This window comes from Streptomyces sp. NPDC040622 (assembly GCF_055593965.1).
Genome location: NZ_JBVIXD010000006.1, coordinates 148,772 through 171,458 on the forward strand (window position 1 = coordinate 148,772; position 22,687 = coordinate 171,458).

At 71.6% G+C, this 22,687-nt stretch carries 18 protein-coding genes, 2 pseudogenes and 1 riboswitch; of the genes and pseudogenes, 9 read left to right on the forward strand and 11 right to left on the reverse strand.

Translation table 11 applies throughout. The features are described 5' to 3' along the window. Positions 1–10 precede the first annotated feature (10 nt). The 5 genes from ACZ592_RS18440 to ACZ592_RS18460 all read right to left on the reverse strand — a co-directional run bounded on the left by ACZ592_RS18440 (position 11) and on the right by ACZ592_RS18460 (position 5,125). On the reverse strand, positions 11–859 hold the full coding sequence (locus ACZ592_RS18440; RefSeq protein ID WP_471582613.1) for a class II fructose-bisphosphate aldolase: 849 nt from the start codon (positions 857–859) through the stop codon (positions 11–13). Positions 860–930: 71 nt separating this feature from the next. Continuing rightward, complete coding sequence (locus ACZ592_RS18445) at positions 931–1,869, reverse strand: 1-phosphofructokinase family hexose kinase (RefSeq protein ID WP_471583001.1); 939 nt, start codon at positions 1,867–1,869, stop codon at positions 931–933. Positions 1,870–2,013: 144 nt separating this feature from the next. Then, positions 2,014–3,153, reverse strand: a complete 1,140-nt coding sequence (nagA, locus tag ACZ592_RS18450; RefSeq protein ID WP_471582614.1) for an N-acetylglucosamine-6-phosphate deacetylase — start codon at positions 3,151–3,153, stop codon at positions 2,014–2,016. After that, positions 3,153–4,103: an ROK family protein gene (locus ACZ592_RS18455; RefSeq protein ID WP_471582615.1), complete on the reverse strand. Its 951-nt coding sequence runs from the start codon at positions 4,101–4,103 to the stop codon at positions 3,153–3,155. The genes nagA and ACZ592_RS18455 overlap by 1 nt, the downstream gene beginning before the upstream one ends. A 128-nt stretch (positions 4,104–4,231) precedes the next feature. After that, the gene (locus ACZ592_RS18460) at positions 4,232–5,125 is read right to left on the reverse strand and encodes an SIS domain-containing protein (RefSeq protein ID WP_471582616.1); all 894 of its coding nucleotides are present in this window, start codon (positions 5,123–5,125) and stop codon (positions 4,232–4,234) included. A 273-nt stretch (positions 5,126–5,398) separates the two neighbouring features. Between ACZ592_RS18460 and ACZ592_RS18465 the strand changes: the two genes are divergently transcribed. Genes ACZ592_RS18465 through otsB form a run of 3 tightly spaced genes read left to right on the forward strand, consistent with a single transcriptional unit; the run spans position 5,399 to position 7,799 of the window. Then, positions 5,399–6,664, forward strand: a complete 1,266-nt coding sequence (locus tag ACZ592_RS18465) for an extracellular solute-binding protein (RefSeq protein ID WP_471582617.1) — start codon at positions 5,399–5,401, stop codon at positions 6,662–6,664. 9 nt (positions 6,665–6,673) lie between these two features. Beyond that, positions 6,674–6,916: a DUF3263 domain-containing protein gene (locus ACZ592_RS18470; RefSeq protein WP_471582618.1), complete on the forward strand. Its 243-nt coding sequence runs from the start codon at positions 6,674–6,676 to the stop codon at positions 6,914–6,916. Positions 6,917–6,935: 19 nt separating this feature from the next. Next, positions 6,936–7,799 carry a trehalose-phosphatase gene (gene otsB / locus ACZ592_RS18475; protein ID WP_471582619.1) on the forward strand — a complete coding sequence of 288 codons (864 nt, stop codon included), beginning with the start codon at positions 6,936–6,938 and terminating at the stop codon, positions 7,797–7,799. Positions 7,800–8,245: 446 nt separating this feature from the next. On the opposite strand, the pseudogene ACZ592_RS18480 reads toward otsB, so the two are convergent. The 4 genes and pseudogenes from ACZ592_RS18480 to ACZ592_RS18495 form a co-directional block, all read right to left on the reverse strand. Then, positions 8,246–9,283 (reverse strand): annotated as a pseudogene (locus ACZ592_RS18480) (right-handed parallel beta-helix repeat-containing protein); the annotation flags it as partial. A gap of 71 nt (positions 9,284–9,354) precedes the next feature. After that, positions 9,355–10,749 (reverse strand): alpha,alpha-trehalose-phosphate synthase (UDP-forming), encoded by a 1,395-nt coding sequence (locus ACZ592_RS18485; RefSeq protein ID WP_471582620.1) that lies wholly within the window; start codon positions 10,747–10,749, stop codon positions 9,355–9,357. 98 nt (positions 10,750–10,847) lie between these two features. Next, on the reverse strand, positions 10,848–12,941 hold the full coding sequence (locus ACZ592_RS18490; RefSeq protein ID WP_471582621.1) for a DUF7927 domain-containing protein: 2,094 nt from the start codon (positions 12,939–12,941) through the stop codon (positions 10,848–10,850). Positions 12,942–13,006: 65 nt separating this feature from the next. Further along, positions 13,007–13,951, reverse strand: a complete 945-nt coding sequence (locus tag ACZ592_RS18495; protein ID WP_471582622.1) for a glucosyl-3-phosphoglycerate synthase — start codon at positions 13,949–13,951, stop codon at positions 13,007–13,009. Positions 13,952–14,085: 134 nt separating this feature from the next. After that, positions 14,086–14,243, forward strand: a riboswitch (SAM riboswitch). On the opposite strand from ACZ592_RS18495, the gene thrC reads away from it, so the two are divergent. The 4 genes from thrC (at position 14,237) to groL (ending at position 18,590) form a co-directional block, all read left to right on the forward strand. Next, entirely contained in the window at positions 14,237–15,556 is a 1,320-nt protein-coding gene (thrC, locus tag ACZ592_RS18500; protein WP_471582623.1) for a threonine synthase, read from the forward strand. Its footprint overlaps the riboswitch before it by 7 nt. A gap of 118 nt (positions 15,557–15,674) precedes the next feature. Then, the gene (locus tag ACZ592_RS18505; RefSeq protein ID WP_471582624.1) at positions 15,675–15,950 is read left to right on the forward strand and encodes a ubiquitin-like small modifier protein 1; all 276 of its coding nucleotides are present in this window, start codon (positions 15,675–15,677) and stop codon (positions 15,948–15,950) included. 419 nt (positions 15,951–16,369) lie between these two features. Next, complete coding sequence (locus ACZ592_RS18510) at positions 16,370–16,573, forward strand: cold-shock protein (protein WP_005315736.1); 204 nt, start codon at positions 16,370–16,372, stop codon at positions 16,571–16,573. A gap of 391 nt (positions 16,574–16,964) precedes the next feature. After that, the gene (groL, locus tag ACZ592_RS18515) at positions 16,965–18,590 is read left to right on the forward strand and encodes a chaperonin GroEL (RefSeq protein ID WP_471582625.1); all 1,626 of its coding nucleotides are present in this window, start codon (positions 16,965–16,967) and stop codon (positions 18,588–18,590) included. Positions 18,591–18,692: 102 nt separating this feature from the next. Here groL and ACZ592_RS18520 read toward each other — a convergent pair. Next, positions 18,693–18,841, reverse strand: a pseudogene (locus ACZ592_RS18520) (type II toxin-antitoxin system YoeB family toxin); the annotation flags it as partial. Positions 18,842–18,973: 132 nt separating this feature from the next. After that, positions 18,974–20,239, reverse strand: coding sequence for an esterase/lipase family protein (locus tag ACZ592_RS18525; protein WP_471582626.1), 1,266 nt, complete (start codon positions 20,237–20,239; stop codon positions 18,974–18,976). Between the two features lie 1,962 nt (positions 20,240–22,201). Here ACZ592_RS18525 and ACZ592_RS18530 point away from each other — a divergent pair. After that, positions 22,202–22,453 (forward strand): hypothetical protein, encoded by a 252-nt coding sequence (locus ACZ592_RS18530; RefSeq protein ID WP_471582627.1) that lies wholly within the window; start codon positions 22,202–22,204, stop codon positions 22,451–22,453. Further along, positions 22,450–22,680, forward strand: a complete 231-nt coding sequence (locus ACZ592_RS18535) for a hypothetical protein (protein ID WP_471582628.1) — start codon at positions 22,450–22,452, stop codon at positions 22,678–22,680. Before ACZ592_RS18530 ends, ACZ592_RS18535 begins: the two co-directional genes overlap by 4 nt. Positions 22,681–22,687: the final 7 nt, after the last annotated feature.

Consider the following 22,687-nt stretch of genomic DNA (forward strand, 5'->3'; position numbering starts at 1 on the left):
CTTCCCGGGGCTACTTGAGCAGCCCCAGGAACCCCGCCACCGTCCCGGCCATCGCCTCGCGGGCCGGGACGAGGTACTTCCGGGGGTCGACGCCCTTGTCGTGGGCGTCGAGGTAGGCACGGACCTCGCCGGTGAACGCCGTGTTGAGGGCCGTGCCGACATTGATCTTCACCATGCCGGACGCGACGGCCCGCCGGATCTCCTCGTCCGGCACGCCACTCGACCCGTGCAGCACGAGCGGCACCGGCACGGCCGCCGCCAGCGAACCGATCAACGCGTGGTCCAGGGCCGCCGTGCGCTCCGTCATCGCGTGCGAGGAGCCCACCGCCACCGCGAGCGCGTCCACGCCCGTCTCCGCGACGTACGCGGCCGCCTCCGCCGGATCGGTCCGCACCCCCGGCGCGTGCGCGTCCAGCGGCGCCTCACCCTCCTTGCCGCCCACCTTGCCGAGCTCCGCCTCGACCCAGATGCCGCGCTCCTGGCCCCAGCGCACCGCGTCAGCCGTCGCCTTCACGTTCTCGCCGTACGCCAGCTTCGACGCGTCGAACATCACCGAGCTGAAGCCCTCCGGGTGCGCCGCGCGCAGCAGTTCGACGTCCGTGACGTGGTCCAGGTGCAGGGAGAGGCGGGCCGAGGAGGCGCGGGCCACCGCGGTCGCGGCGGCCGCTATCGCGGAGAGCCTGCCGCCGTGGAACGCCACGGCGTTCTCCGATATCTGCAGGATCGCGGGGGCCCCGGCCCGTTCCGCGCCGAGGGCCACCGCCTCCGCGTGCTCCAGGGTGATGACGTTGAACGCGGCGACTCCGTGCTGCCCTGCGCGGGCCTCCGCGACGAGTTCTCCGGTGCTGACCAGTGGCACGGTGCTCCCCAAATCCCAGGGCGCTGCGCCCCGTTGTGCGGTCCAGGTGTGGGCGGTGCGGGTGGTGCGGTCTAGGTGGGGGCGGTCACGGCTCCGGTCACCGTGACCCGCGGCAACAGCGCCTCGTACGTCGAGGGGTCGAACTCGCCCGCCACCGGCGCCGCCACGGTCGCCGCCGACAGCGCGACGGCGCGGGCCAGGCGCTCCGGCCACGGCAGGCCCTCCGCGAGCCCGGACAGCAGCCCCGCGACCGCCGAGTCGCCGGCGCCCGTCGGATTGCCGTGCACCCGCCGCGGGGGCAGCGCGCGCCAGCCGCCCTCGGGGGTGACGGCGAGCAGGCCGTCGGCGCCGAGCGAGGCGACGACCGAGTGCGCACCCCTGCGGCGGGCGTCGCGGGTGGCCCGGTCCGGTTCGTGGGAGCCGGTCAGCTCGGCGAGCTCGTCGGCGTTGGGCTTGACGATGTCGGGGCGGGCGGCGACGCCGCGGCGCAGCGGTTCGCCGCTGGTGTCGAGCAGGACGGGGACGCGGGCGGCGCGGGCGGCCCGGACGAGCAGCCCGTACGCGCCGACGGGGACGCCGGGCGGCAGGCTGCCGCAGAGGGCTATCGCGGCCAGGCCGTCGCGGCGCACCAGCTCCTCGTAGGAGTCCAGGAAGGCGGCCCACTCGGCGGGCGTGACGGTCGGGCCCGGCTCGTTGAGCTGGGTGGTGTCGCCGCTCGCCGCGTCGACGACGGCGAGGGTGCGGCGGGTGGCGCCCGCGACCGGGGCCAGCGCGTCGGTGACGCGCGGTTCGGCGGCGAGCCGTTCGTGCAGGGTGCGGCCGGTGTCGCCGCCCGCGAAGCCGGTGACGGTCACGTCGTGGCCGAGGGCGGCGAGCACGCGGGCGACGTTCAGGCCCTTGCCGCCGGGGCGTTCGGTCACCTCGGTGACGCGGTGCGAGGCGTGCGGGGTGAGGGCGGGGACGCGGTAGGTGAGGTCGAGGGCCGCGTTCAGCGTGACGGTGAGGATCATCCGTGCCACCCCCGAAGTACCTTTCCACCGGCCTCTCTAGGGTTCTGATCATGCCAAACAGAAGGCGGTTGGCCCAGAGGTCAGGGCCAACCGCCTTGTGTTTCATGACAAGTGAACGGGTGCGGAAATCACCCGAGTTGGGGGTTAAAAGGGTGCAACCACCCATTCGCCCTTGCGCATCACGCCCTTGAGGTCGAAGGCCGCGTCCAGGACCACCAGGTCCGCGTCCTTGCCGGGCTCCAGGGAGCCGACCTTGTCGTACAGGCCGAGGAGGCGGGCCGGGTTGGCGGAGATGGCGCGGACGGCGTCCTGGACGGAGAGCCCGTCGACGGTCACCGAGCGTTTGAACGCGCGGTCCAGGGTGAGCGTGGAGCCCGCGATCGAGCCGCCCTCGACGAGCCGCGCCACGCTGTCCTTCACCTCGACCTCCAGCGGGCCGAGCATGTAGCGGCCGTCGCCGAAGCCCGCCGCGTCCATGGCGTCGGTGATGAGGGCGACGCGGGGCGCGCCCGCGTGGTGGAAGGCCAGCTCGAAGGCGGCCGGGTGGAGGTGGGTGCCGTCGTTGATGAGCTCGACGGTGATCCGCTCGTCCTCCAGGAGCGCGGTGATCGGCCCCGGGGCGCGGTGGCCGATGGGCGGCATGGCGTTGAAGAGGTGCGTGGCGACGGTGGCGCCCGCGTCGATCGCCTCGACCGTCTGCTCGTACGTCGCGTCCGTGTGGCCGATGGCCGCGATCACGCCGTGCTCGGCGAGGAGGCGTACGGAGTCGATGCCGCCGGGCAGCTCGGTGGCGAGCGTGAACATCTTCGCCTGGCCGCGGGCCGCGTCGAGGAGCTTGCGGACGTCGGCGGGGTCGGGGTCGCGGAGCAGGTTCTCGCTGTGCGCGCCCTTGCGGCACGGCGAGATGAAGGGCCCCTCGAAGTGGATGCCGGCGAGATCGCCCTGCTCGGCGAGTTCGGAGAGCACCCCGGCGCGCTCGGCGAGGAAGTCCATCTCGCCGGTGACGGTCGAGGCGACGACGGTGGTGGTGCCGTGCAGGCGGTGGGTGTGCACGCCCTTCAGGACGTCCTCGACGGTGCCGGAGGTGAAGGAGGCGCCGCCGCCGCCGTGGTTGTGGATGTCGACGAAGCCGGGGACCACCCAGTGACCCGTGAGGTCGACGGTCTCCGCGTCCGCGGGAGCGCTCCCCCCGATGCGCGTGCCGTCGACGATCAGGCGTCCTTCGGTGAGGGTCCCGGTGGGCAGAACCACCTGTGCACCGGCGAGAACCTTGCTAGTGGCCATCAGGTGGCTACCTCCGTGGGCTCGGTCTTCTGGTCGATGAGGTCCCAGGCGAGCAGGCCCGCCCCCAGGCACCCGGCGGTGTCGCCGAGGGCCGCGGGGACGATGTCCGGCAGCGTCTGGAACTGGACGATGCGTGCCGAGACGGCGGCCCGCAGCGGCGTGAACAAGGTTTCCCCGGCCTCGGCGAGACCGCCACCGATGATCAGCGTGTGCGGGTCCAGCAGAGTGAGGGCGGTGAGCAGGCCGTCCGCGAGGGCCTCGACGGCGTCGCGCCAGACCTCCTGGGCGCGGGGGTCGCCGGACTCCACGGCCTTGGCGCAGTCCGCGGCGTCCGCCTCGGGGTCGCCGCTCGCCTCGGCCCAGGCCTTGCTGACCGCGGAGGCGGAGGCGAGGCGCTCCAGGCAGCCGCGCTGGCCGCAGCCGCAGGGCGGGCCGCCGGGGCGTACGACGATGTGGCCGATCTCGCCGGCCGAGCCGTGCGCGCCGGGCTCGATGGCGCCACCGATGCCGATGGCGCCGGCGATGCCGGTGCCCAGGGGGACGAACAGGAACCGGTCGGAGCCCTTGCCCGCGCCGATGCGGCCCTCGGCGAGGCCGCCCGTGCGGACGTCGTGGCCGAGGGCGACGGGGGCGCCTGCCAGGCGGGCGCTGAGGAGGTCCCGCAGGGGGACCTCGCTCCAGCCGAGGTTGGCCGCGTACACCGCGATGCCGTGTTCGGCGTCGACGATGCCGGGCACGGCGACGCCGGCCGCGGCGGCGGGTTCGCCGAAGCGGGCGATGCCGTGGGCGCGGAGGTCCGCGGCGAAGTCGAGGATGCTCTCGACGACCGCGTCGGCTCCGCGCTCGCGGCCCGTGGGGCGGCGCGCCTCGTGCAGCAGCGTGCCGTCCGCCCCCACCAGGGCGGCCTTCATTCCGGTGCCGCCCACATCGAGGGCGATGACGTGTCTCACGGGGGACAGTCTCCCGCGTCACCCGCAAGAGGTCTAGTCCACTCCGGCCACGTATGGCGGACCGAAGGTCCTTTTCGGTGGGGGTGCCCGACTTGAACCCGCGCCGGACACCCCTTCCGGCACCCGCCCTAGCTGAGGATGACGCTCCGCGTCAGGTTGCGCGGGCGGTCCGGGTCGAAGCCGCGGGACTCCGCGAGGGCCACGGCGAGCCGCTGGGCGCGGACCAGGTCCGCCAGCGGGTCCGCCTCCTGGCGGGCGACGAGCTCGCCGCCGACGCGCGCCACGTCCTCCGCGAGGCCGTCGGGGAGCAGGCCGAACATCCACGCCACGCGGCCGGGCCCGGTGATGGAGATCGGGCCGTGGCGGTACTCCATCGCCGGGTAGGACTCCGTCCAGGCGCCCGCGGCCTCCCGCATCTTCAGCGCCGCCTCCAGGGCGAGGCCGTACGTCCAGCCGCGCCCCAGGAACGTCCACTGCTCCGCGCCGAGCACCGCGGCCGGCAGCGGCTCGGTCACCGCGAGCTCCGCGTCGACGGCCGCCTCGGCCACCGTCTTCATGCCGGGGATGTAGCCGAGCCCGGCCCGCAGGAAGGCGAGGGCCGTGGTGGCGAAGCGGGTCTGGACGACCGACTCCTCGTCCGCCCAGTCCAGGACGGCCACCGCGTCGGCCGCGTCCATGACGGGCGTCTTGGGGTCGGCGGTCAGCGCCACCGTCGGCACGGTGCCCTTCAGCTGTCCCAGGAGTTCGAGGACCTCCGTCGTCGTGCCGGAGCGGGTGATCGCCACGACCCGGTCGTAGGTGCGGCCCGCGGGGAACTCCGACGAGGCGAACGCGTCGGTCTCGCCGAGGCCCGCGGCCTCGCGCAGCGCCGCGTAGGCGATGGCCATGAACCACGAGGTCCCGCACCCGGTGACGGCGACCCGCTCACCCGTCTTCGGCAGGCCGTCGAAGGCGGCCGCCGCCTCCACCGCCCGGTGCCAGCACGCGGGCTGGGTTGCTATTTCTTCTGCGGTACGCGACATGCGCCGAGGCTCCTCGTCAGTGCGGGACTGGTGCGGGATTTCCGATGTGCTGTGCATGAACGTCACGTGCATAGCAGCCACCGGGCGTGCGCGGCAATGGACGGCGATGGTGCGACGACCGGTGGCCCGCGGTGCGGGGCCGCTGCACGGGCCCGTTGCACAAGTGATACGCGGGTGGTGTAGACCTTGTGTCCGTACGCGGGGGAAACTCGCAGTTCAAGAGCATGGGGGCGAGACGCCCCGGATCGCGGAAGCAATGAGGGTGGGACAGCTGTGCAGCGGCGCGTGACAGGACTGACCGCGGCGGTGGCCGTACTGGGCATGGCGGGCGTACTCGCCGGCTGCGGCGGTCCGGGCGACTCCGGCGACGTCACCCTCAAGCTGGTGGCCGCCGACTACGGCGACTCCGCGGCGAACAGCTCGAAGAAGTACTGGGACAAGGTGGTCCAGGGCTTCGAGAAGGAGAACCCCGACATCAAGGTCGAGGTGAGCGTCCTTTCCTGGAACGACGTGGACCGCAAGGTCAAGGAGATGGTCAAGAAGGGCGAGGCCCCCGACATGGCACAGATCGGCGCGTACGCCGACTACGCCGCGCAGGGCAAGCTCTACGAGGCCGACGAGCTCGTCTCGATCGCCACCCAGGCCGACTTCCTGGGCCCGCTCGCCCAGGCCGGCGAGGTCAACCGCATCCAGTACGGCATGCCGTTCGCCTCCTCCACCCGCCTGCTCTTCTACAACACCAAGCTCTTCAAGGACGCGGGCCTCACGCCGCCGCAGAGCTGGAGCGAGCTGCAGTCCGACGCGAAGGCCCTCAAGGCGCGCGGCGTGAAGATCCCCTATGCGCTGCCGCTGGGCCCGGAGGAGGCGCCCGCCGAGACGCTGATGTGGATGCTCAGCGGCGGCGGTGGCTACACCGACAACGTCAACTCCTACGACATCGACTCCCAGCAGAACGCCAAGACGTTCGCCTGGCTCAGGGACGAGCTCGTCGGCGAGGGCCTGACCGGCCCCACGGCACCCGGCAAGATGAACCGCGCCGATGCCTTCGCGGCGTTCTCGCGCGGCGAGGTCGGCATGCTCAACGGCCACCCGACGCTGATGAAGATGGCCGCCAAGAAGGGCGTGAAGTTCGGCATGGTGCCGGCGCCCGGCGTCAACGGCAAGGCGCAGGCCACGATGGGCGTCGCCGACTGGATGATGGCGTTCAAGCAGAACGGCCACCGCCAGGAGGTCGGCAAGTTCCTCGACTACGCCTACAGCAAGAAGAGCGTGCTCGAGTTCTCCAACGAGTACGACATCCTGCCCGTGACGACGTCCGCGTCCCAGGCGATGGCCAAGGACCGGGGCGACACCGAGCTCGGCAAGTTCCTCAAGGAACTCCCGACCTCGCAGCTCTACCCGGTGGGCAAGACGTCCTGGGCGCAGGTCTCCGCCGACATCAAGAAGGACATCGGCAAGACCGTCGAGAAGGGCGGGACGCCCGAATCGGTCCTCGCCAGGATCCAGAGCCGCGCGGTCTCCGAGGAGAGCGCGGAATAGCGTGGCGGCATGAGCGAACAGGAGCCGGTGGAACTCTCCGAGCGGGACCGCGCGGTCCTGGCCCTGGAACGGCGTCAGTGGCCGGGTCCCGGCGCCAAGGAACGCGCCATCCGTGAGGAGCTCGGCATGGTGCCGGTGCGCTACTACCAGGTCCTGAACGCCCTCCTGGACGACGCGCGGGCGCTCGCCCACGACCCGATTACGGTCAATCGGCTGCGCCGGGTGCGGGAGTCACGGCGCGACGAGCGCTGACGCCGTTAAGGTCGGGCCCATGGGTGACTCTACGTACGCGCAGCCCGCCGGATCCGGACTGCCCGAGCCCGTGACGCCCGCCGGGCGCGACGGCCTCGCCGCGCTCCTCGCCCGGCCCGAACGGGCCGTCGTGGCCCTCGACTTCGACGGCACGCTCGCCGCGATCGTGCCCGACCCCGAGCAGGCCCGCGCCCACCCCGACGCCGTGCCCGCGCTCGCCGCCCTCGCCCCGCGCCTGCGCTCGGTCGCCGTGGTCACGGGCCGCCCCGCGGGCGTCGCCGTGCGCTACGGCGGCTTCGCGGGCGTGCCTGGCCTCGCGCACCTCGTGGTCCTCGGGCACTACGGCGCCGAGCGCTGGGACGCCGTCACCGGCACGGTGCACGCCGCCGAGCCGCACCCCGGGGTCGCGGCCGTGCGCGCCGAACTCCCCGGGGTCCTCGACGCGATCGGCGCCTGGCGCGGCACCTGGATCGAGGAGAAGGGCCGCGCCGTCGCCGTCCACACGCGCCGCGCCGCGGACCCGCAGGCGGCCTTCGAGGCGCTGCGCGAGCCGCTCGCCGAGCTGGCCAACCGGCACGGCCTGATCGTCGAGCCGGGCCGCATGGTCCTGGAGCTCAGGCCGCCCGGCATGGACAAGGGCGTGGCGCTCGGCGAGTACCTGCGCGAGGTGGGCGCCGAGTCCGTCCTCTACGCGGGCGACGACCTCGGCGACCTGCCCGCCTTCGGCGCCGTGGAGAAGCTCCGCTCGGACGGCGTCGCGGGCCTGCTCGTGTGCAGCGGCAGCGGCGAGGTCGCCGAGCTGGCCGGGCGGGCCGACCTGGTCGTCGACGGACCGGCCGGCGTCGTGCGGCTGCTGGCGGGGATCGCCGCTCGACTCGACTGATCGGCACCGATGTTGGGCGGGTCGGGGATCGGGTTCCCGAAGTAGTCGTACGGCGTGCCGTCGGCGGGCGCCGTGCCCGCGCCCCGCGCCGGTGAGCCGTCCCTCAGGCGCACGTCGCCGGGGGCGCCCGGCGCGGCGGAGCGCAGGCGCGGGTCGGCGTTCACGGCCTTCGGGTCGCGGGGCTGGGCGGTGCGCCAGTACAGGTTGCCCTCGTACGTGCTGACCGTGTCCTTGATGGGGGAGCCGGAGCCGGTGGGCGCGCCGACGAAGATGTTGTCGCGGAAGGTGACGCCCGTCGGCCCGTTGTTGGACACCAGGGCCGTGTCGGAGCGGTTGGTGACCACGGTGTTGCGGTAGATCGAGGTGTCCGTGGAGGCGCCGCACACCACGGAGATCACGGCGTAGGGCGATGCGGTGTTCCGGTCGTTGACGCTGATGTTGTCGTGGACCCGGTTGCCGTCGCTCACGGTGTCCTCGGCGTTGCAGACGAGGAGGAAGCCGCCCTCGTTGTCGTGGCTGTAGTTGTACCGGTAGACGTTGCGGTGGTTGCCGCCGTCGATGTCGTACGCCATGGAGTCGCGCGTCCCGTGGCCGCCCGTCACCTCGTTGTACTGGTAGACGACGTCGTCGGACTGCCACGCCCACAGACCCGCGTTGTAGCCCGCCGAGCGCCTGTTGAAGCCGTCGACGTAGTTGTGCTCGGCCAGCGCCCCGCGGGCCTTCTGCACGACGATGCCGTCGCCGCCCACGTCGTACACCTGGTTGCGCCGGAACTCCACACCGGTGGACAGCCAGTTGGCGCCCTCGACGTCCCGGCCCCAGGTGGAGGCGGTGGCGATGCCGGTGCGGTCGACGTGGCGCACGGTGGAGTCCGCCACGCGCACCCCGTCGAAGCGGGTGGGTTTCGCCGTGCCCTGGACGACGAAGAGGATGCCGCCGGAGGGGTCCGGGTCCTTGAGGTCGGCGCCGTTCACGTCGTGCACGTCCACCCCCTCGACGACGAAGTGGCGGGCCACGCCGTAGTCGGTGAGCTGGACGTACAGGCCCGCGCGGCGCTCGGTGGTGGTGGCGGGTCCGGTGTTGGAGAGGTCCAGGTTGCGGATCTCCCACTGCTCGGTGTTCACCAGGTGCAGGGCCGCGCGGGCGCCCTGGCCCTCGATGCGCGGCTTGGCCGCCCGCTTGCTGCCGTACGCGTCGATCAGCACGGGGGCGCCGGCCGCACCCGCACCTTTGGGAGCCAGCACCCCCGTGCAGCTTGTGCCCCGCTTGAGCAGGAGCCGGTCACCCGGGCCGAAGGAGTGGCCGCTGGCCTTGGCGACGGTGCGCCAGGCCGACCCGGCGGAGGTGCCGGACGCGGCGTCGTCGCCCTTCGCGCAGTCGACGTGGTACGCCGTGCCGGTGCGCGCGGCGGCGGCCGGAACCAGGCCCGCGCCCGACGCGGCGAGGACGGTGAGGATCACGATGCTCGTGCGACGCAGGGTCATGCGGTGGACCGTAGTGACGCCCGCGTGGCCGCGCCCATGGACAAACGGAAGCTGTCCTTGGACTGCCGGGGTCAGCCCGTGAGCGCCCGCAGCTGGTCCAGGAACCACTGCGCGGGCGGCAGCGCCGTCGCCGCCGCCGCGAGCCGCTTGGTGCGCTCGGCACGCTCGTCGGCGGGCATCAGCAGGCCCGTGTGCAGGGCCCGTGCCGTGGCCGTCACGTCGTAGGGGTTCACGGTGAGCGCGTCGTCGGCCAGCTCCTCGTACGCGCCCGCCTCCCGCGAGAGGACCAGCGCGCAGCCCTCGTCGGAGACGACGGGGACCTCCTTGGCGACGAGGTTCATGCCGTCGCGGATGGGGTTGACCAGGGCCACGTCCGCCATCCGGTAGGCCGCCAGCGAGCGGGCGAAGTCGTCCTCGACGTGCAGCAGGACCGGGGTCCAGCCGGGCGTCCCGTACCGGTCGTTGATCTCCTCGGCGACCCGGGCGACCTCCGCCGTGTAGTCGCGGTACACCGCCAGGTCCTGCCGGGAGGGGTAGGCGAACGCGACGTGCACGACGCGCTCGCGCCACTCGGGGCGGGTGTCCAGGAGCTCGCGGTAGGCGAGCAGGCCCCGCACGATGTTCTTGGACAGCTCGGTCCTGTCCACCCGGACGATCAGCTTGCGGTCCGCGCCCGCCTGCTCGCGCAGCGCCCGCATCCGCTCCTCGACGTCGTCCCGCCGCGACCGCTCCCGCAGGAAGTCCGCGTCGGCGCCGAGCCCGTGCACGCCGATCCGGGTGCCGGAGATCCCGCCGACGATCCGCACGCAGCACTCGGTGAACGCGTCCGCCCACCGCCCGGTCAAAAAGCCGAGCCGGTCGGCGCCGAGCATCCCGCGCAGCAGCTGTTCGGCGACGTCGTCCGGCAGCATCCGGAAGTAGTCGACCGGCGCCCACGGGGTGTGCGAGAAGTGGCCGATGCGCAGGTCCTCGCGGAGCTCGCGCAGCATGCCGGGCACGAGCGCCAGGTGGTAGTCCTGCACGAGGACCGCGGCCCCCGGCGCCGCCTCGGCGGCCAGCGCCTCGGCGAAGGCGCGGTTGTACGTCTCGTACGCCGCCCACTGGGCGCGGAACTCCGGTCCGAAGGCCGGCTCCAGCGGTGTCTGGTACAGCAGGTGGTGGACGAACCAGAGCACCGAGTTGGCGATGCCGTTGTACGCGTCCGCGTGGACGTCGGCGTCGATGTCGAGCATCCGTACGCCCGGTTCCCCGACGCCGCGCCGCACCGCCTCGCGGTCCCCGTCGCCGAGGGCCGCGCACACCCACAGGGCGTCGGCCTCGTCGCCGATGGCGCTGAGGCCGGAGACCAGGCCGCCCCCGCCGCGCTTGGCGGTCAGCTCGCCGTCCTCCCCCACGGTGTACGTGACGGGGCCGCGGTTGGACGCGACCAGGACCTGCGCTGCGGGCGATGCGGACTCGGAGACCATGTGGCAGAACGTAGCCCGTCCGGGAAACGCTCAAACGTACGGCGGCCGGACTCCCCTTCCCGGGGAGGCCGGCCGCCGTGTGCTCCGTGCCGTGCGGGTCAGTCGCGGCGCCGGCGCACCGTGGCGAGCACCAGCATGCCGAGCCCGCACAGCGCGGCCGCGGCCCCGCCGTACAGCAGGGTGGTGGAGTCGCCGGTCTCGGCGAGCTCACCGCCCGCACCGGTCTGCGGCTGCCCCTGCCGGCCGGGCTGCCCCTCCTGGCCGGGCTGCTGCGGGGCGGGCCGCGCCTGCACCCGCTGGGCGAGGATCGCCGTGGTGCACGGGTCGTCGCCGCCGCGCCGCGTCTTGGCGCAGTTGCTGCCCGGAGCGGTCACGGTGAGGACGGTGACCTTGCCGGGAGTACACGACACCTTGACTTGTTGGGTGATGGTGACCTTGCCCTTGGCGCGGACCGCGCCCGTCCACACGTACCGGGAGCCCTGCTTGACGACCTTCCCGGAGCTCGCGACGGGCCGGGAGCCGCGGGTCACGGGCCACGAGGCGGAGGCACCGAGGCGCGGGCTGCGCGAGGGGTTCTTCAGGGTGATGGTGTTGGTGGTGGCTCCGCAGGCCGGGACGGTCCTGCGGGCGGGTGAGGAGACGACGGTGAGCGGCGGCTGCGGGGCGTCGATGACCGGGTCGGAGGAGCAGTTCGGGTCGCTGCTGCCCTTCTCGCAGTTGGAGCGCGGGGTCTCCACGTCGACGTTGTTGAGCAGCTTGCCGTCCCCGCTGACCGGGTCGTTGACGGTGACCGAGTAGGTGACCGTCGCGGTCTCGCCGGGTCCGATGTCCCCGACGTACCCGATCTTGGGTTTCGTGTACGAGACGGTGCCGGTGGAGGCCTTCGCGTCCTCGTTGTACGTCGCGTCGTCGAGGTTGCCGCTCAGGTCGTCGCTGAACTTCGCGCCCGGGTAGGGCAGTTTGCTGATGTTCTTCGCCTTGACCGTGTACGTCAGCCTGCCGCCCGGCTTGATCTTGGCCGGCGACGCGGTCTTGGTGACCTCCAGGTCCGGCACCGGCACGGAGAGGGCCAGCTGGGAGGGGACGTACACGTCGCCGGTGCTGGTGAAGGTCAGGTCGGCCGACTTGGCGCCGACGGGGATCGCGCCGTCCGGCACCTCGAACGCCTTGGCGTCGATGCTCAGGTTGTTGCGGTACTTCGGCTTGACCGCGCCGTCGTCCTCACTGATGAAGAAGTTGTCCGTCCTGCCGGTGTGCGGCTCGGTGACGGGCTTGTCGTCGACCAGGAACTGGTCGCCCTTGGTGTTCCAGTCGCCCTCGTACGCCGTCACGCTGGCGTGGATGTCGCCCTCGGTGCGGTAGAAGCCGTCGACGGGGACGGTGGTGGAGCCGCTGGGGGCCGCCGCGCGCTTCTTGACCGAGCGCTGGATGACGTGGCCGCCCCAGAGGTAGACGTTGCGGCGGTCGGGCGCGTACTGCTCGTCGGGGCCGTCGTACTTGTAGACGACGGTCAGCGACCAGCCGCCGACGCAGCCCTGGCCGGTCGGCGCCCACACGTCGCCGACCGCGACCTCGACGGGGCTGCCGGTGGTGACGCCCTGGAAGGCGTCGGTGACGTTCGCCTCGGCGGTGTAGTAGTGCGGGCCCTGCGTGGCGTTGGGGGAGCGGACCGCGTTCTCGACGCTCACGGTGTTCTGCGCGCCGCCGTCGACCCGGATGACGGGCGCCGTGGTGAGCGGGTCGCCGGGCGCCGGGTCCACGGGCTTGTTGCCCTCGCGGTTGAGGTCGCAGATGTTGCGCACGGTGTTGCCGAAGCGGTGCGTGCCCGCGTTGCCGCCCCAGAACAGGCGGGCGTAGTCGACCGTGGCGCCCGGTGGGATCGTCACCTGTCCGGTGCTGGAGTCGAAGGTGCCGGTGAGCCCCGCGGTGTCGATGCGGTGCTCGACGAAGTTGTTGTTGTTCTTGGTGCCCTGGGCCTGCTGGGTCTCCTTGCAGGAGGCGGCCACGTCGGCGGGGCTCGTCGGGCAGTCAAGGACCGTGTTGCCGATGGTCTTGAAGTCGCCGTAGAGCGATTCGTCGTAGCGTTTGGCGAAGGGCTCGATGACCTCCGCGGACGCGGGCGACGCGGTCGCGACGAGCGCGCCCGCCGCGACGGTGGCGGAGGCGAGCGTGAGGACGCCCGCCCGCCGCATGGCTTTCACTGCATGTCTGACCCACATAAGTAGGCAATGTAGGCAAAGCGGACAATCATCTGAGGTTACGCCACGCGACGACGCGCATACTCAGCAATATCGGTCATCGGCGGACGCTCCTCCGTGTCGACCGGATACGTCCGCGGCGCGAACCCGTCCTCGCCCCGCTCGAACTGCGTCAGCTCGGGACGCAGCAGATGGCCGCGCGCCAGCCGCAGCTGCGCCGTCCGGTAGATCGCCGCCGCCATCCGGCCGAGCGCCTGCCCGTCCTGGTGCCGGTGCCTGCGCACCCCCACGTCCACCTGCGCCAGCGCGTCGAGCCCCACCGTGTGCAGCGCGTCCACGAGCAGCCCCAGCTCCACCCCGTACCCGACCGGGAACGGCAGCCGCTCCAGGAGCGACCTGCGCACCGCGTACTCGCCGCCCAGCGGCTGCACGAACCCCGCGAGGCGCGGCCAGTGCATGTTCAGCAGCGGCCGCGCCATCAGCTCCGTCACCCGCCCGCCCTGCCCGGCCGCCTCGCCCAGCGGGCGGTCGTACATCGCCTTCACGAAGTCCACGTCCGGGTCCGTGAGCAGGGGACCCACGATCCCCGAGACGAAGTCCGCCGAGAACTCCCGCAGGTCCGCGTCGACGAACGCCACGACGTCGCCGTCCGTCACCAGCAGCGAGCGCCACAGCACCTCGCCCTTGCCCGGCACCGGCGCGATGCGCGGCAGGATCTCGTCGCGGTGCACGACCTTGGCGCCCGCCGCCGCGGCGACCTCGGCGGTGCGGTCCGTGGAGCCGGAGTCGACCACCACCAGCTCGTCGACCAGGCGCACCTTCTCCATCAGCTCGCGGCGGATCTCGGCGACGATCTCACCGACCGTGGCCTCCTCGTCGAGCGCGGGCAGGACGACGCTCACCGAGGTGCCGGACGCCCGTTTCGCGGCGACGAGCCGCTCCGGCGGACGGTCGGCGACGGACCAGGAACGCCTGCTCAGCCAGTGCTCGACCTCTTCCAGCACGGTCGTGGTCCTCCCATATGTGATCCATCTCGCGGTTCGGACGACTATCTCAAGGGTCCGGGGCTTCGGTTACAGTCTTGAACAACGCCGGTGACCATCGCATGTCGGGGGTCCCGGGCGTCACAACCGAATACCGCTCATCCAGAGGGGCAGAGGGAAACGGCCCGTTGAAGCCCCGGCAACCCTCCAGCCGGTCTCGTACGCGATCCATCGGATCCGCGCCGCGAGGCTCCCGGCTCGGGAAGGTGCCAATTCCGTCTCGCGGCGAGATGCGTCGCGAGGAAGATGAGGAGAAAGGGCCTCGCCTCCATGGCTGTGCAGACTGTCGCCACTGAGAACACCACCTCTTCCGTAGACCTCGGCCCCGCCTCCGGCCTCTCCTGCCGTGAGTGCGGCACCAAGTTCCCGCTCGGTCCGATCTTCGCCTGCGTCGAGTGTTTCGGCCCCCTCGAAGTCGCCTACGACCTGCCGCTCGGCGACCCGGAGTCCCTCCGCAAGCAGATCGAGGCGGGACCCGCCAACATCTGGCGCTACGCCCCCCTGCTGCCCGTCCCCGCCGACGTGGCCGACAAGCCGAACCTCAACCCGGGCTGGACCAAGCTGGTCAAGGCCGACAACCTCGCCGCCGAACTCGGCGTCGACGCGGGCAAGCTGTTCGTCAAGGACGACTCCGGAAACCCGACGCACTCCTTCAAGGACCGCGTCGTCGCGCAGGCGCTCGAAGCGGCGCGCGCCTTCGGCTTCACCACCCTGTCCTGCTCCTCCACCGGCAACCTCGCGGGCGCCGTCGGCGCCGCCGCCGCCCGCGCCGGCTTCCGCTCCTGCGTGTTCATCCCGCACGACCTGGAGCAGGGCAAGGTCGTCATGGCCGCGGTCTACGGCGGCGAGCTCGTCGGCATCGAGGGCAACTACGACGACGTGAACCGCTTCTGCTCCGAGCTCATCGGCGACCCACTGGGCGAGGGCTGGGGCTTCGTCAACGTCAACCTGCGGCCGTACTACGGCGAGGGTTCCAAGACCCTCGCGTACGAGATCTGCGAACAGCTCGGCTGGGAGCTGCCCGACCAGCTCGTCATCCCGATCGCCTCGGGCTCACAGCTCACGAAGATCGACAAGGGGCTCAAGGAGCTCATCGCGCTCGGCCTGGTCGAGGACAAGCCCTACAAGATCTTCGGCGCGCAGGCCGAGGGCTGCTCCCCGGTGTCCACGGCCTTCAAGGCCGGCCACGACGTGGTGCGCCCGCAGAAGCCGGACACCATCGCCAAGTCCCTGGCGATCGGCAACCCGGCCGACGGCCCGTACGTCCTCGACATCGCGCGCCGCACGGGCGGTGCGGTGGAGGACGTGAACGACGAGCAGGTCGTCGAGGCGATCAAGCTTCTCGCCCGTACGGAAGGGATCTTCGCCGAGACGGCGGGCGGGGTCACCGTGGGCGTCACGAAGAAGCTCGTCGACGCGGGGCTCATCGATCCCTCGCTGACCACGGTGGTCCTCAACACGGGGGACGGCCTCAAGACGCTGGACGCTGTCGCCGAGACCTCGCAGGCCACCGCGACGATCAAGCCGAGCCTCGAGGCGTTCCGCTCCGCGGGTCTCGCCGGTTAGCCGCCGCAGGGCCTGACCGGCGTCGCCGACTGCCGGTCGTGGTCCGTCCTCGCGCGGTCCCCCGCGCCCCGTTCAGGGGCGCCCCACCCCCGTACTCCGTACTTCTGAGGTGAACACCATGAGCGTCAACGTTCGCATCCCCACCATTCTTCGCACCTACACCGGCGGCAAGTCCGAGGTCGCCGCCGAGGGGGCGACCCTCGGTGAGGTCATCGCCGACCTGGAGAAGAACCACAACGGCATCGCCGCCCGCGTCCTGGACGACCAGGGCAAGCTCCGCCGCTTCGTGAACGTGTACGTCAACGACGACGACGTCCGTTTCGAGCAGGGCCTCGAGACCGCGACGCCGGACGGCGCCGGCGTCTCGATCATTCCCGCCGTCGCCGGCGGCTGATCTTTTCGCAAGTACCCTGCGTTATCTGAATTGCCCCCTCCGTACGAGAAACGGAGGGGGCAATTCTGCATGGTTGAGCGCGGTACAGTTGGGAAGCGTGCTTCGCCGTTAGTGCCGAGCGCATATACGAAGTCGGCCCGGAGTCGACAAGAAGTAGCCAAAGAGCGCTGCCCATTTGAACCTTGTGCGGCATTTGCCTGGCCCGACTTGCCCTGAATTCCAGCGAATTCTCCGCATATTACCGATCGGGCGTGCCCAGAATTCTCGTCCGATTGACCTGTTGCAGACGGCAGTTGGACAGATACATTCAGCGGCGGTCGACGCGTTCCGGCGCACACCCCCAATCAGTGGGGGGTGAGGTCTGACCCGGGTCCGCGAAGTGCGGTCCTGTGCAAGGGCCAGTAATAGGGGAGTTAGGCATGGCTCAGGGCACCGTCAAGTGGTTCAACGCGGAGAAGGGGTACGGCTTCATCGCGGTCGACGGTGGTGCGGATGTTTTCGTCCACTACAGCGCGATCCAGATGGACGGGTACCGCACCCTTGAAGAAGGTCAGCGAGTCGAATTCGAGATCTCGCAGGGCCAGAAGGGTCCGCAGGCGGACATGGTCAAACTCGCCGTCTAGCTCGGCGCGACCGACCACCGAAGCAAGCATCGCGAGGGGCTCGTATCCCGTCAGGGGTACGGGCCCCTCGTGTGTGCGGTGCCGGGCGCCTCGTGCGTGCGGCGCCGGGCCCCTCGTACGTGCGGCGCCGGGCGCCGCGGTGTGCGCCCCCGGGGCGCCGGGCACGCGCCCCGGGAGCTGTCCGAGATCCGTGAGAGGCGCTTGCACTCGCAGGGGTCGAGTGCTAATCATTGGGCTTAGCACTCTCCGCGTGAGAGTGACAGAACTTGGATCGGGTCGGTGAGGCCCGCAGACCGGGTGGGGCAAGGAACCACAAGGGCTGCAGGCCGTCCGTCGCGGGCACCAGCACGATCCGTTTGCGTTTCCACCCCGTCCGGGAGGACCACTTCACATGGCCAAGATCATCGCGTTCGACGAGGAGGCACGGCGCGGCCTCGAGCGCGGCATGAACCAGCTCGCCGACGCCGTCAAGGTGACCCTGGGCCCCAAGGGTCGCAACGTCGTCCTCGAGAAGAAGTGGGGCGCCCCCACGATCACCAACGATGGTGTTTCCATCGCCAAGGAGATCGAGCTCGAGGACCCGTACGAGAAGATCGGCGCCGAGCTGGTCAAGGAGGTCGCGAAGAAGACGGACGACGTCGCCGGTGACGGCACGACGACCGCGACCGTCCTCGCCCAGGCGCTCGTCAAGGAAGGCCTGCGCAACGTCGCGGCCGGCGCCAACCCGATGGCCCTCAAGCGCGGCATCGAGAAGGCCGTCGAGGCCGTCTCCGGCGCCCTGCTCGAGCAGGCCAAGGACGTGGAGACCAAGGAGCAGATCGCTTCGACGGCCTCCATCTCCGCCGCCGACACCCAGATCGGCGAGCTCATCGCCGAGGCGATGGACAAGGTCGGCAAGGAAGGCGTCATCACCGTCGAGGAGTCGCAGACCTTCGGGCTCGAGCTTGAGCTCACCGAGGGCATGCGCTTCGACAAGGGCTACATCTCGGCGTACTTCGCCACCGACATGGAGCGTATGGAGGCGTCGCTCGACGACCCGTACATCCTGATCGTCAACTCGAAGATCTCGAACGTGAAGGACCTCCTTCCGCTCCTCGAGAAGGTCATGCAGTCCGGCAAGCCGCTGCTGATCATCGCCGAGGACGTCGAGGGCGAGGCCCTGTCGACCCTGGTCGTCAACAAGATCCGTGGCACGTTCAAGTCCGTCGCCGTCAAGGCCCCGGGCTTCGGTGACCGCCGCAAGGCCATGCTCGGCGACATCGCCATCCTCACCGGTGGCACCGTCATCTCCGAGGAGGTCGGCCTCAAGCTGGAGAACGCCGGTCTCGACCTGCTCGGCCGCGCCCGCAAGGTCGTCATCACCAAGGACGAGACGACGATCGTCGACGGCTCCGGTGAGAGCGACCAGGTCCAGGGTCGCGTCAACCAGATCCGCGCCGAGATCGAGAACTCGGACAGCGACTACGACCGCGAGAAGCTGCAGGAGCGCCTGGCGAAGCTCGCCGGCGGTGTTGCGGTCATCAAGGCCGGTGCCGCGACCGAGGTCGAGCTCAAGGAGCGCAAGCACCGCATCGAGGACGCCGTTCGCAACGCGAAGGCGGCCGTCGAAGAGGGCATCGTCGCCGGTGGTGGCGTGGCCCTCCTCCAGGCCTCCGCGGTCTTCGAGAAGCTCGAGCTCGAGGGTGACGAGGCGACCGGCGCCAACGCCGTGAAGCTCGCCCTGGAGGCCCCGCTCAAGCAGATCGCCGTCAACGGTGGTCTCGAGGGTGGCGTCGTCGTGGAGAAGGTCCGCAACCTCACCGTCGGCCACGGCCTCAACGCCGCGACCGGTGAGTACGTGGACATGATCGCCGAGGGCATCCTCGACCCGGCGAAGGTGACGCGCTCTGCCCTGCAGAACGCCGCCTCCATCGCCGCGCTGTTCCTCACCACCGAGGCCGTCATCGCCGACAAGCCGGAGAAGGCGGGCGCTGCCCCGGCCGGCGGCGGCATGCCGGGCGGTGACATGGACTTCTGATCCCCTTCGGCGGATCGGCGGTTCATCGCTCTACGCGACCCGAGGGCGGTACCCCTTCTCAGGAAGGGGTACCGCCCTCGGGCTTTCGTGGATACCGGTTCGGCGTGCGTAGCGATGGCGGCAGGCCGCGACGCGCATCCCGTCCTCGACGACCTTGTGGACGAGCCGCTGCTCGTCGGTGATGCGGCGGGACCAGTAGCCCGGAACCCGTGCTTCAGAGGTTCCGGCTTACCGATGCCCTCGTTGCCGTGACCGTGGCGTCACAGCCGCGTAGGTCATCGTGCGCATGGCCGCCCCCTCAACCGCCCCCTCAACCGCCCCCTCAAGCAGGTACAAGGATCCCGTACGTACGCGGAACGGCACGTCTGAATCCTCGCGGCCCACTACGGCAGACGGTCCAGGAGCCAGGTGCAGAGCTCCTCCGTCACCAGCGTGTGGGGCTCGTTCCGGGAGGCGCAGAGGAACTCGTCCAGGTCGCTCTCCGCGTCCTCGGACGCCGACACCGGGGCGTAGAGCTTCTCGTGGGTGTCGATGTCCCGCAGGGCGATCGCGCTGACCGTCGGGACGAAGCAGTGGGCGCGGATGTCCGCCTCGGAGCCGAGGCCGATCAGCGCGGGGATCTTGTCGAGTTCGTCGGCGAGGATGCCGAAGCCCTCCAGCGTGCCGCCCGGCGCGCCGTCGACCTCGGGCAGGCCCGAGGTGCGGATGCGCGGCCTGCGCAGGGTCACCACCCGCAGCTGCGCGACGAGTTCGTCCTCGCCCGCCGCCTGCGTGAACAGGTGCGTGCCGGTGATCGCGAGCCCCTTGCCGTGGAACGCCTTCTCGCCGGGGCGGATGCCGTTGCTCTCGCCGATGCGCACGCCGTTGGCGACGCCGATCTTCCGGGGCTTCGACGGCCAGCCGCCCACCCGCTCCAGCTCCGCGAGGAACGTGCCGCGCTCCTTGTCGGTCTCCGGGGCGTCGCCCCACTCACTGATGTGCTGCCACAGCAGCTGGCGCGCGGCCGGGCTGTTCATCTGGTGCGAGAACGCCGCGTTGAGCTTGCGGATGTAGTGCGCGAACGACTGCAGCGCGATCGGGATCCAGGCGCCGCGGTGCGGGCTGTCGTACGAGAAGTAGAGGGCGGTCTGGTGGTCGTTCTCCGCGCCGCCCTCGTGCTCCATCTTGGCCAGCGCGTACCGCGTGACCAGGCCGCCCATGCTGAACCCGCCGACGGCCAGCGGGTGGTCGCCCTGCCGGCGCGCGAGGGCCTCGCGGATCGCGGCGCGGGCGACCTCGGCGTTGTCCAGGATGGAGGCGCTGCGCTCGTCGAAGCCGAGCAGGACGACGTCGCGGCCCTTCGCGCGCAGTTCACTCAGGAACGGGTACGGTCCGCGTTCCAGGATCTCCCACGAGAAGTCCAGCTCGCTGGGCCCCGAGTTGAAGCCGTCGGCGAGGATCACCGGGCGGGTCAGGCCCTTGTCCCGGTCGGCGAGGTAGACCCAGGCGGTGCCGCCCGGCAGCGTCCACTCCTCGTCCGGCGCGGGCGCCTCGGCGGGTGCCTCCCTGGCCTCCCTCGGGCCTGGCGCGAGGGTGATACGGGCGGCGCTCCCCAGGGCCTCGGCGACCTGTTCGTCGGCGGGCCAGTTCGGTTCGTCGGTCTCGCTCATGAAAGTCCCCTCCGGTCGTACCGGTGCGACGGCGCTGCGCTGGGCATGACGTGCGCTGCTCATCCTTGGGCAGTCCGCGCGGCTGCCGGGAGCCTTTCGGACAGGGGGAGTTCGGCCTTCCGTGGGTGGGGCGCGTGGGGCGGGCCGCCCTGGCCTGGGACGTACGGGTGCGCTCCGCGCGCGGGGGACGGCGCGTCGGCCATTCCCCGGCGGGGCGGTCTCCGCCGACGGGCGGGAACTCTGTCGCGAAGCCGACCCGGGCGGGGACTGGCCGGGGGCCTGGTCGGGGCCTGGTCGGGGCCTGACCGGGGCCTGACCGGGATCAGTCGACGTAGTCCTTGGGTGGGCGTCTGTCGGGGACTTCGGTGGGCCCGCGTCCTTGAACGGTGACCGGGGCCGCCCGGGTTCTTGCGGAGTGTGGCGGCTCCGGGCCGGCAGTAAAGGGCGCTCCCTGCGGTCGCGTCGGCTACGCCGATTCCGCTCCGCTCCACCCTTGACTCCCGTCCCTCCACCGCGCGTTGACCTTTGACCCGGACGGCCAGGGGTGAGGCGGCGGGCGCTGCGGGGATGGGTCATCACCTCTCGCTGCCGGGTGCGGACCGGCCCAACGTGGGCCGCCGTCAGGGTGACAGCTCGCCCCTCCCGCCAAGCGGCCTCGCCGCTCGGGCCATCCCCTTTCGCTGCCGGGTGCGGACCGGCCCAACGTGGGCCGCCGTCAGGGAGACAGCTCAGCCCCCCGCCAAGCGGCTGCCCCGGCCGGGTCATCCCCCTTCGTCGCCGAGTGCGGACCGGTCCGCACCGGGTGCGGGCGTCAGAGTGGCAGCTCGGCCTTTCCGCCAAGCGGCTTGACCGGCCGGGTCATCACCTCTCACTGCCGGGTGCGGGCTCGCCCAACGTGGGCGGGCGCCACGGTCAAGGCTCAGCCCGCCACGCGACCTGCCCGCCACGCGGCACCCCCGGTCGGGCCGCCACCCCTCACCGCCGAATACGGACCGGCCCACCGTCGGCGGACCGGCGGGCCGACCACCGCACGCACACTCGCCACCACCGAAGCGCCGACGGACATACGGGCCCTCGACCAGACACCTACTTTGGGAAAGTTGCGAACCAGATGGCCGCGCGCCCCCCTGTCACGCCCTGCGCGCCGCCCCGCGCATCCCCCACCCCGGACCCCTGTCCCACCAACCCGAACTACCCGACCTACCCGACGGCGCATTGAGTGTGCGGAGGGGGCGCGCGGCACCCGCATTCGCAACTTTCCCAAAGTAGGTAACCGACCCGCCCGACCCGAGCCGAACCTCAGGCACGGCGCCGCCCCACGATGACCCGCTCCACGCCCGACACCGAGAGCCCATGCCACAAGCCGAGCCAAGCCCGCCCGGCGAACCAAGCCTCGCCCCCTGCCTCTGACGTCGGCCCACGTTGGGCCGGTCCGCACTCGGCGACGAAGGGGGATGACCCGGCCGGGGCAGCCGCTTGGCGGGAGGGCCGAGCTTCGACCATGTCGATGACCCACGTTGGGCCGGTCCGCACCCGGCAGCGAGAGGTGATGACCCATCCCCGCAGCGCCCGCCGCCTCACCCCTGGCCGTCCGGGTCAAAGGTCAACGCGCGGTGGAGGGACGGGAGTCAAGGGTGGAGCGGAGCGGAATCGGCGTAGCCGACGCGACCGCAGGGAGCGCCCTTTACTGCCGGCCCGGAGCCGCCACACTCCGCAAGAACCCGGGCGGCCCCGGTCACCGTTCAAGGACGCGGGCCCACCGAAGCCCCCGGCTTGGGGTTCGTCACGAAGGCGGACCAGCTCGCGGCGGCAGGTAGTGCTTGATGGTCGTGGCGGAGGGTCGTGGCGGAGGGCCGGGGGCGGGGCGAGGTCCTTGGGGCGCGTCATGGGGCAACTCATCCGAACACGGAGGGTTGTTGGGTCCTCTGCGCTTTTCAGGCAACGCACGAGCGGACACTCTGGGTGAGCAGGCGAAAGCACCCGGTAGGAAAGGCGGAGTTCATGGCGCTGACGGCGGAGGAACGGATGCGGGCGGCGGAGGAGGCCGTACGGCAGTTGAGGGCGGGCCTGGAAGGGGCCGGGGTCACGCTGCCGTCGCTGCGGGTGGACCCGCTGACCGCGGCGAGCGAGGGCGCGTTGCCGCTGGTGGAGCTGGGGCGCTGCAACCTGGACACGGCGCTGCGCCTCGCGGCGGTACTGGAGGGGACGCGGTGAACGAGGATCCGGGGGTGCCCGAGACGGGGACGTACGCGATCGACTACCGGGACGGCAGTGTCGGTCAGGTCATGGGCTGCGAGGGAGGACTCGTACAGCTGAGGCCGCTGGGCGGCGGCAGGGAGTGGGACTGCCCGCCGGCGTCGGTCGGCGACGCGCCGCCGGAGGATGTCCTGAGGGAGCGCGTGCGCGAACTGAACCGGCAGGCCCAGGCCCGGCCCCGGTGAGTGCGGG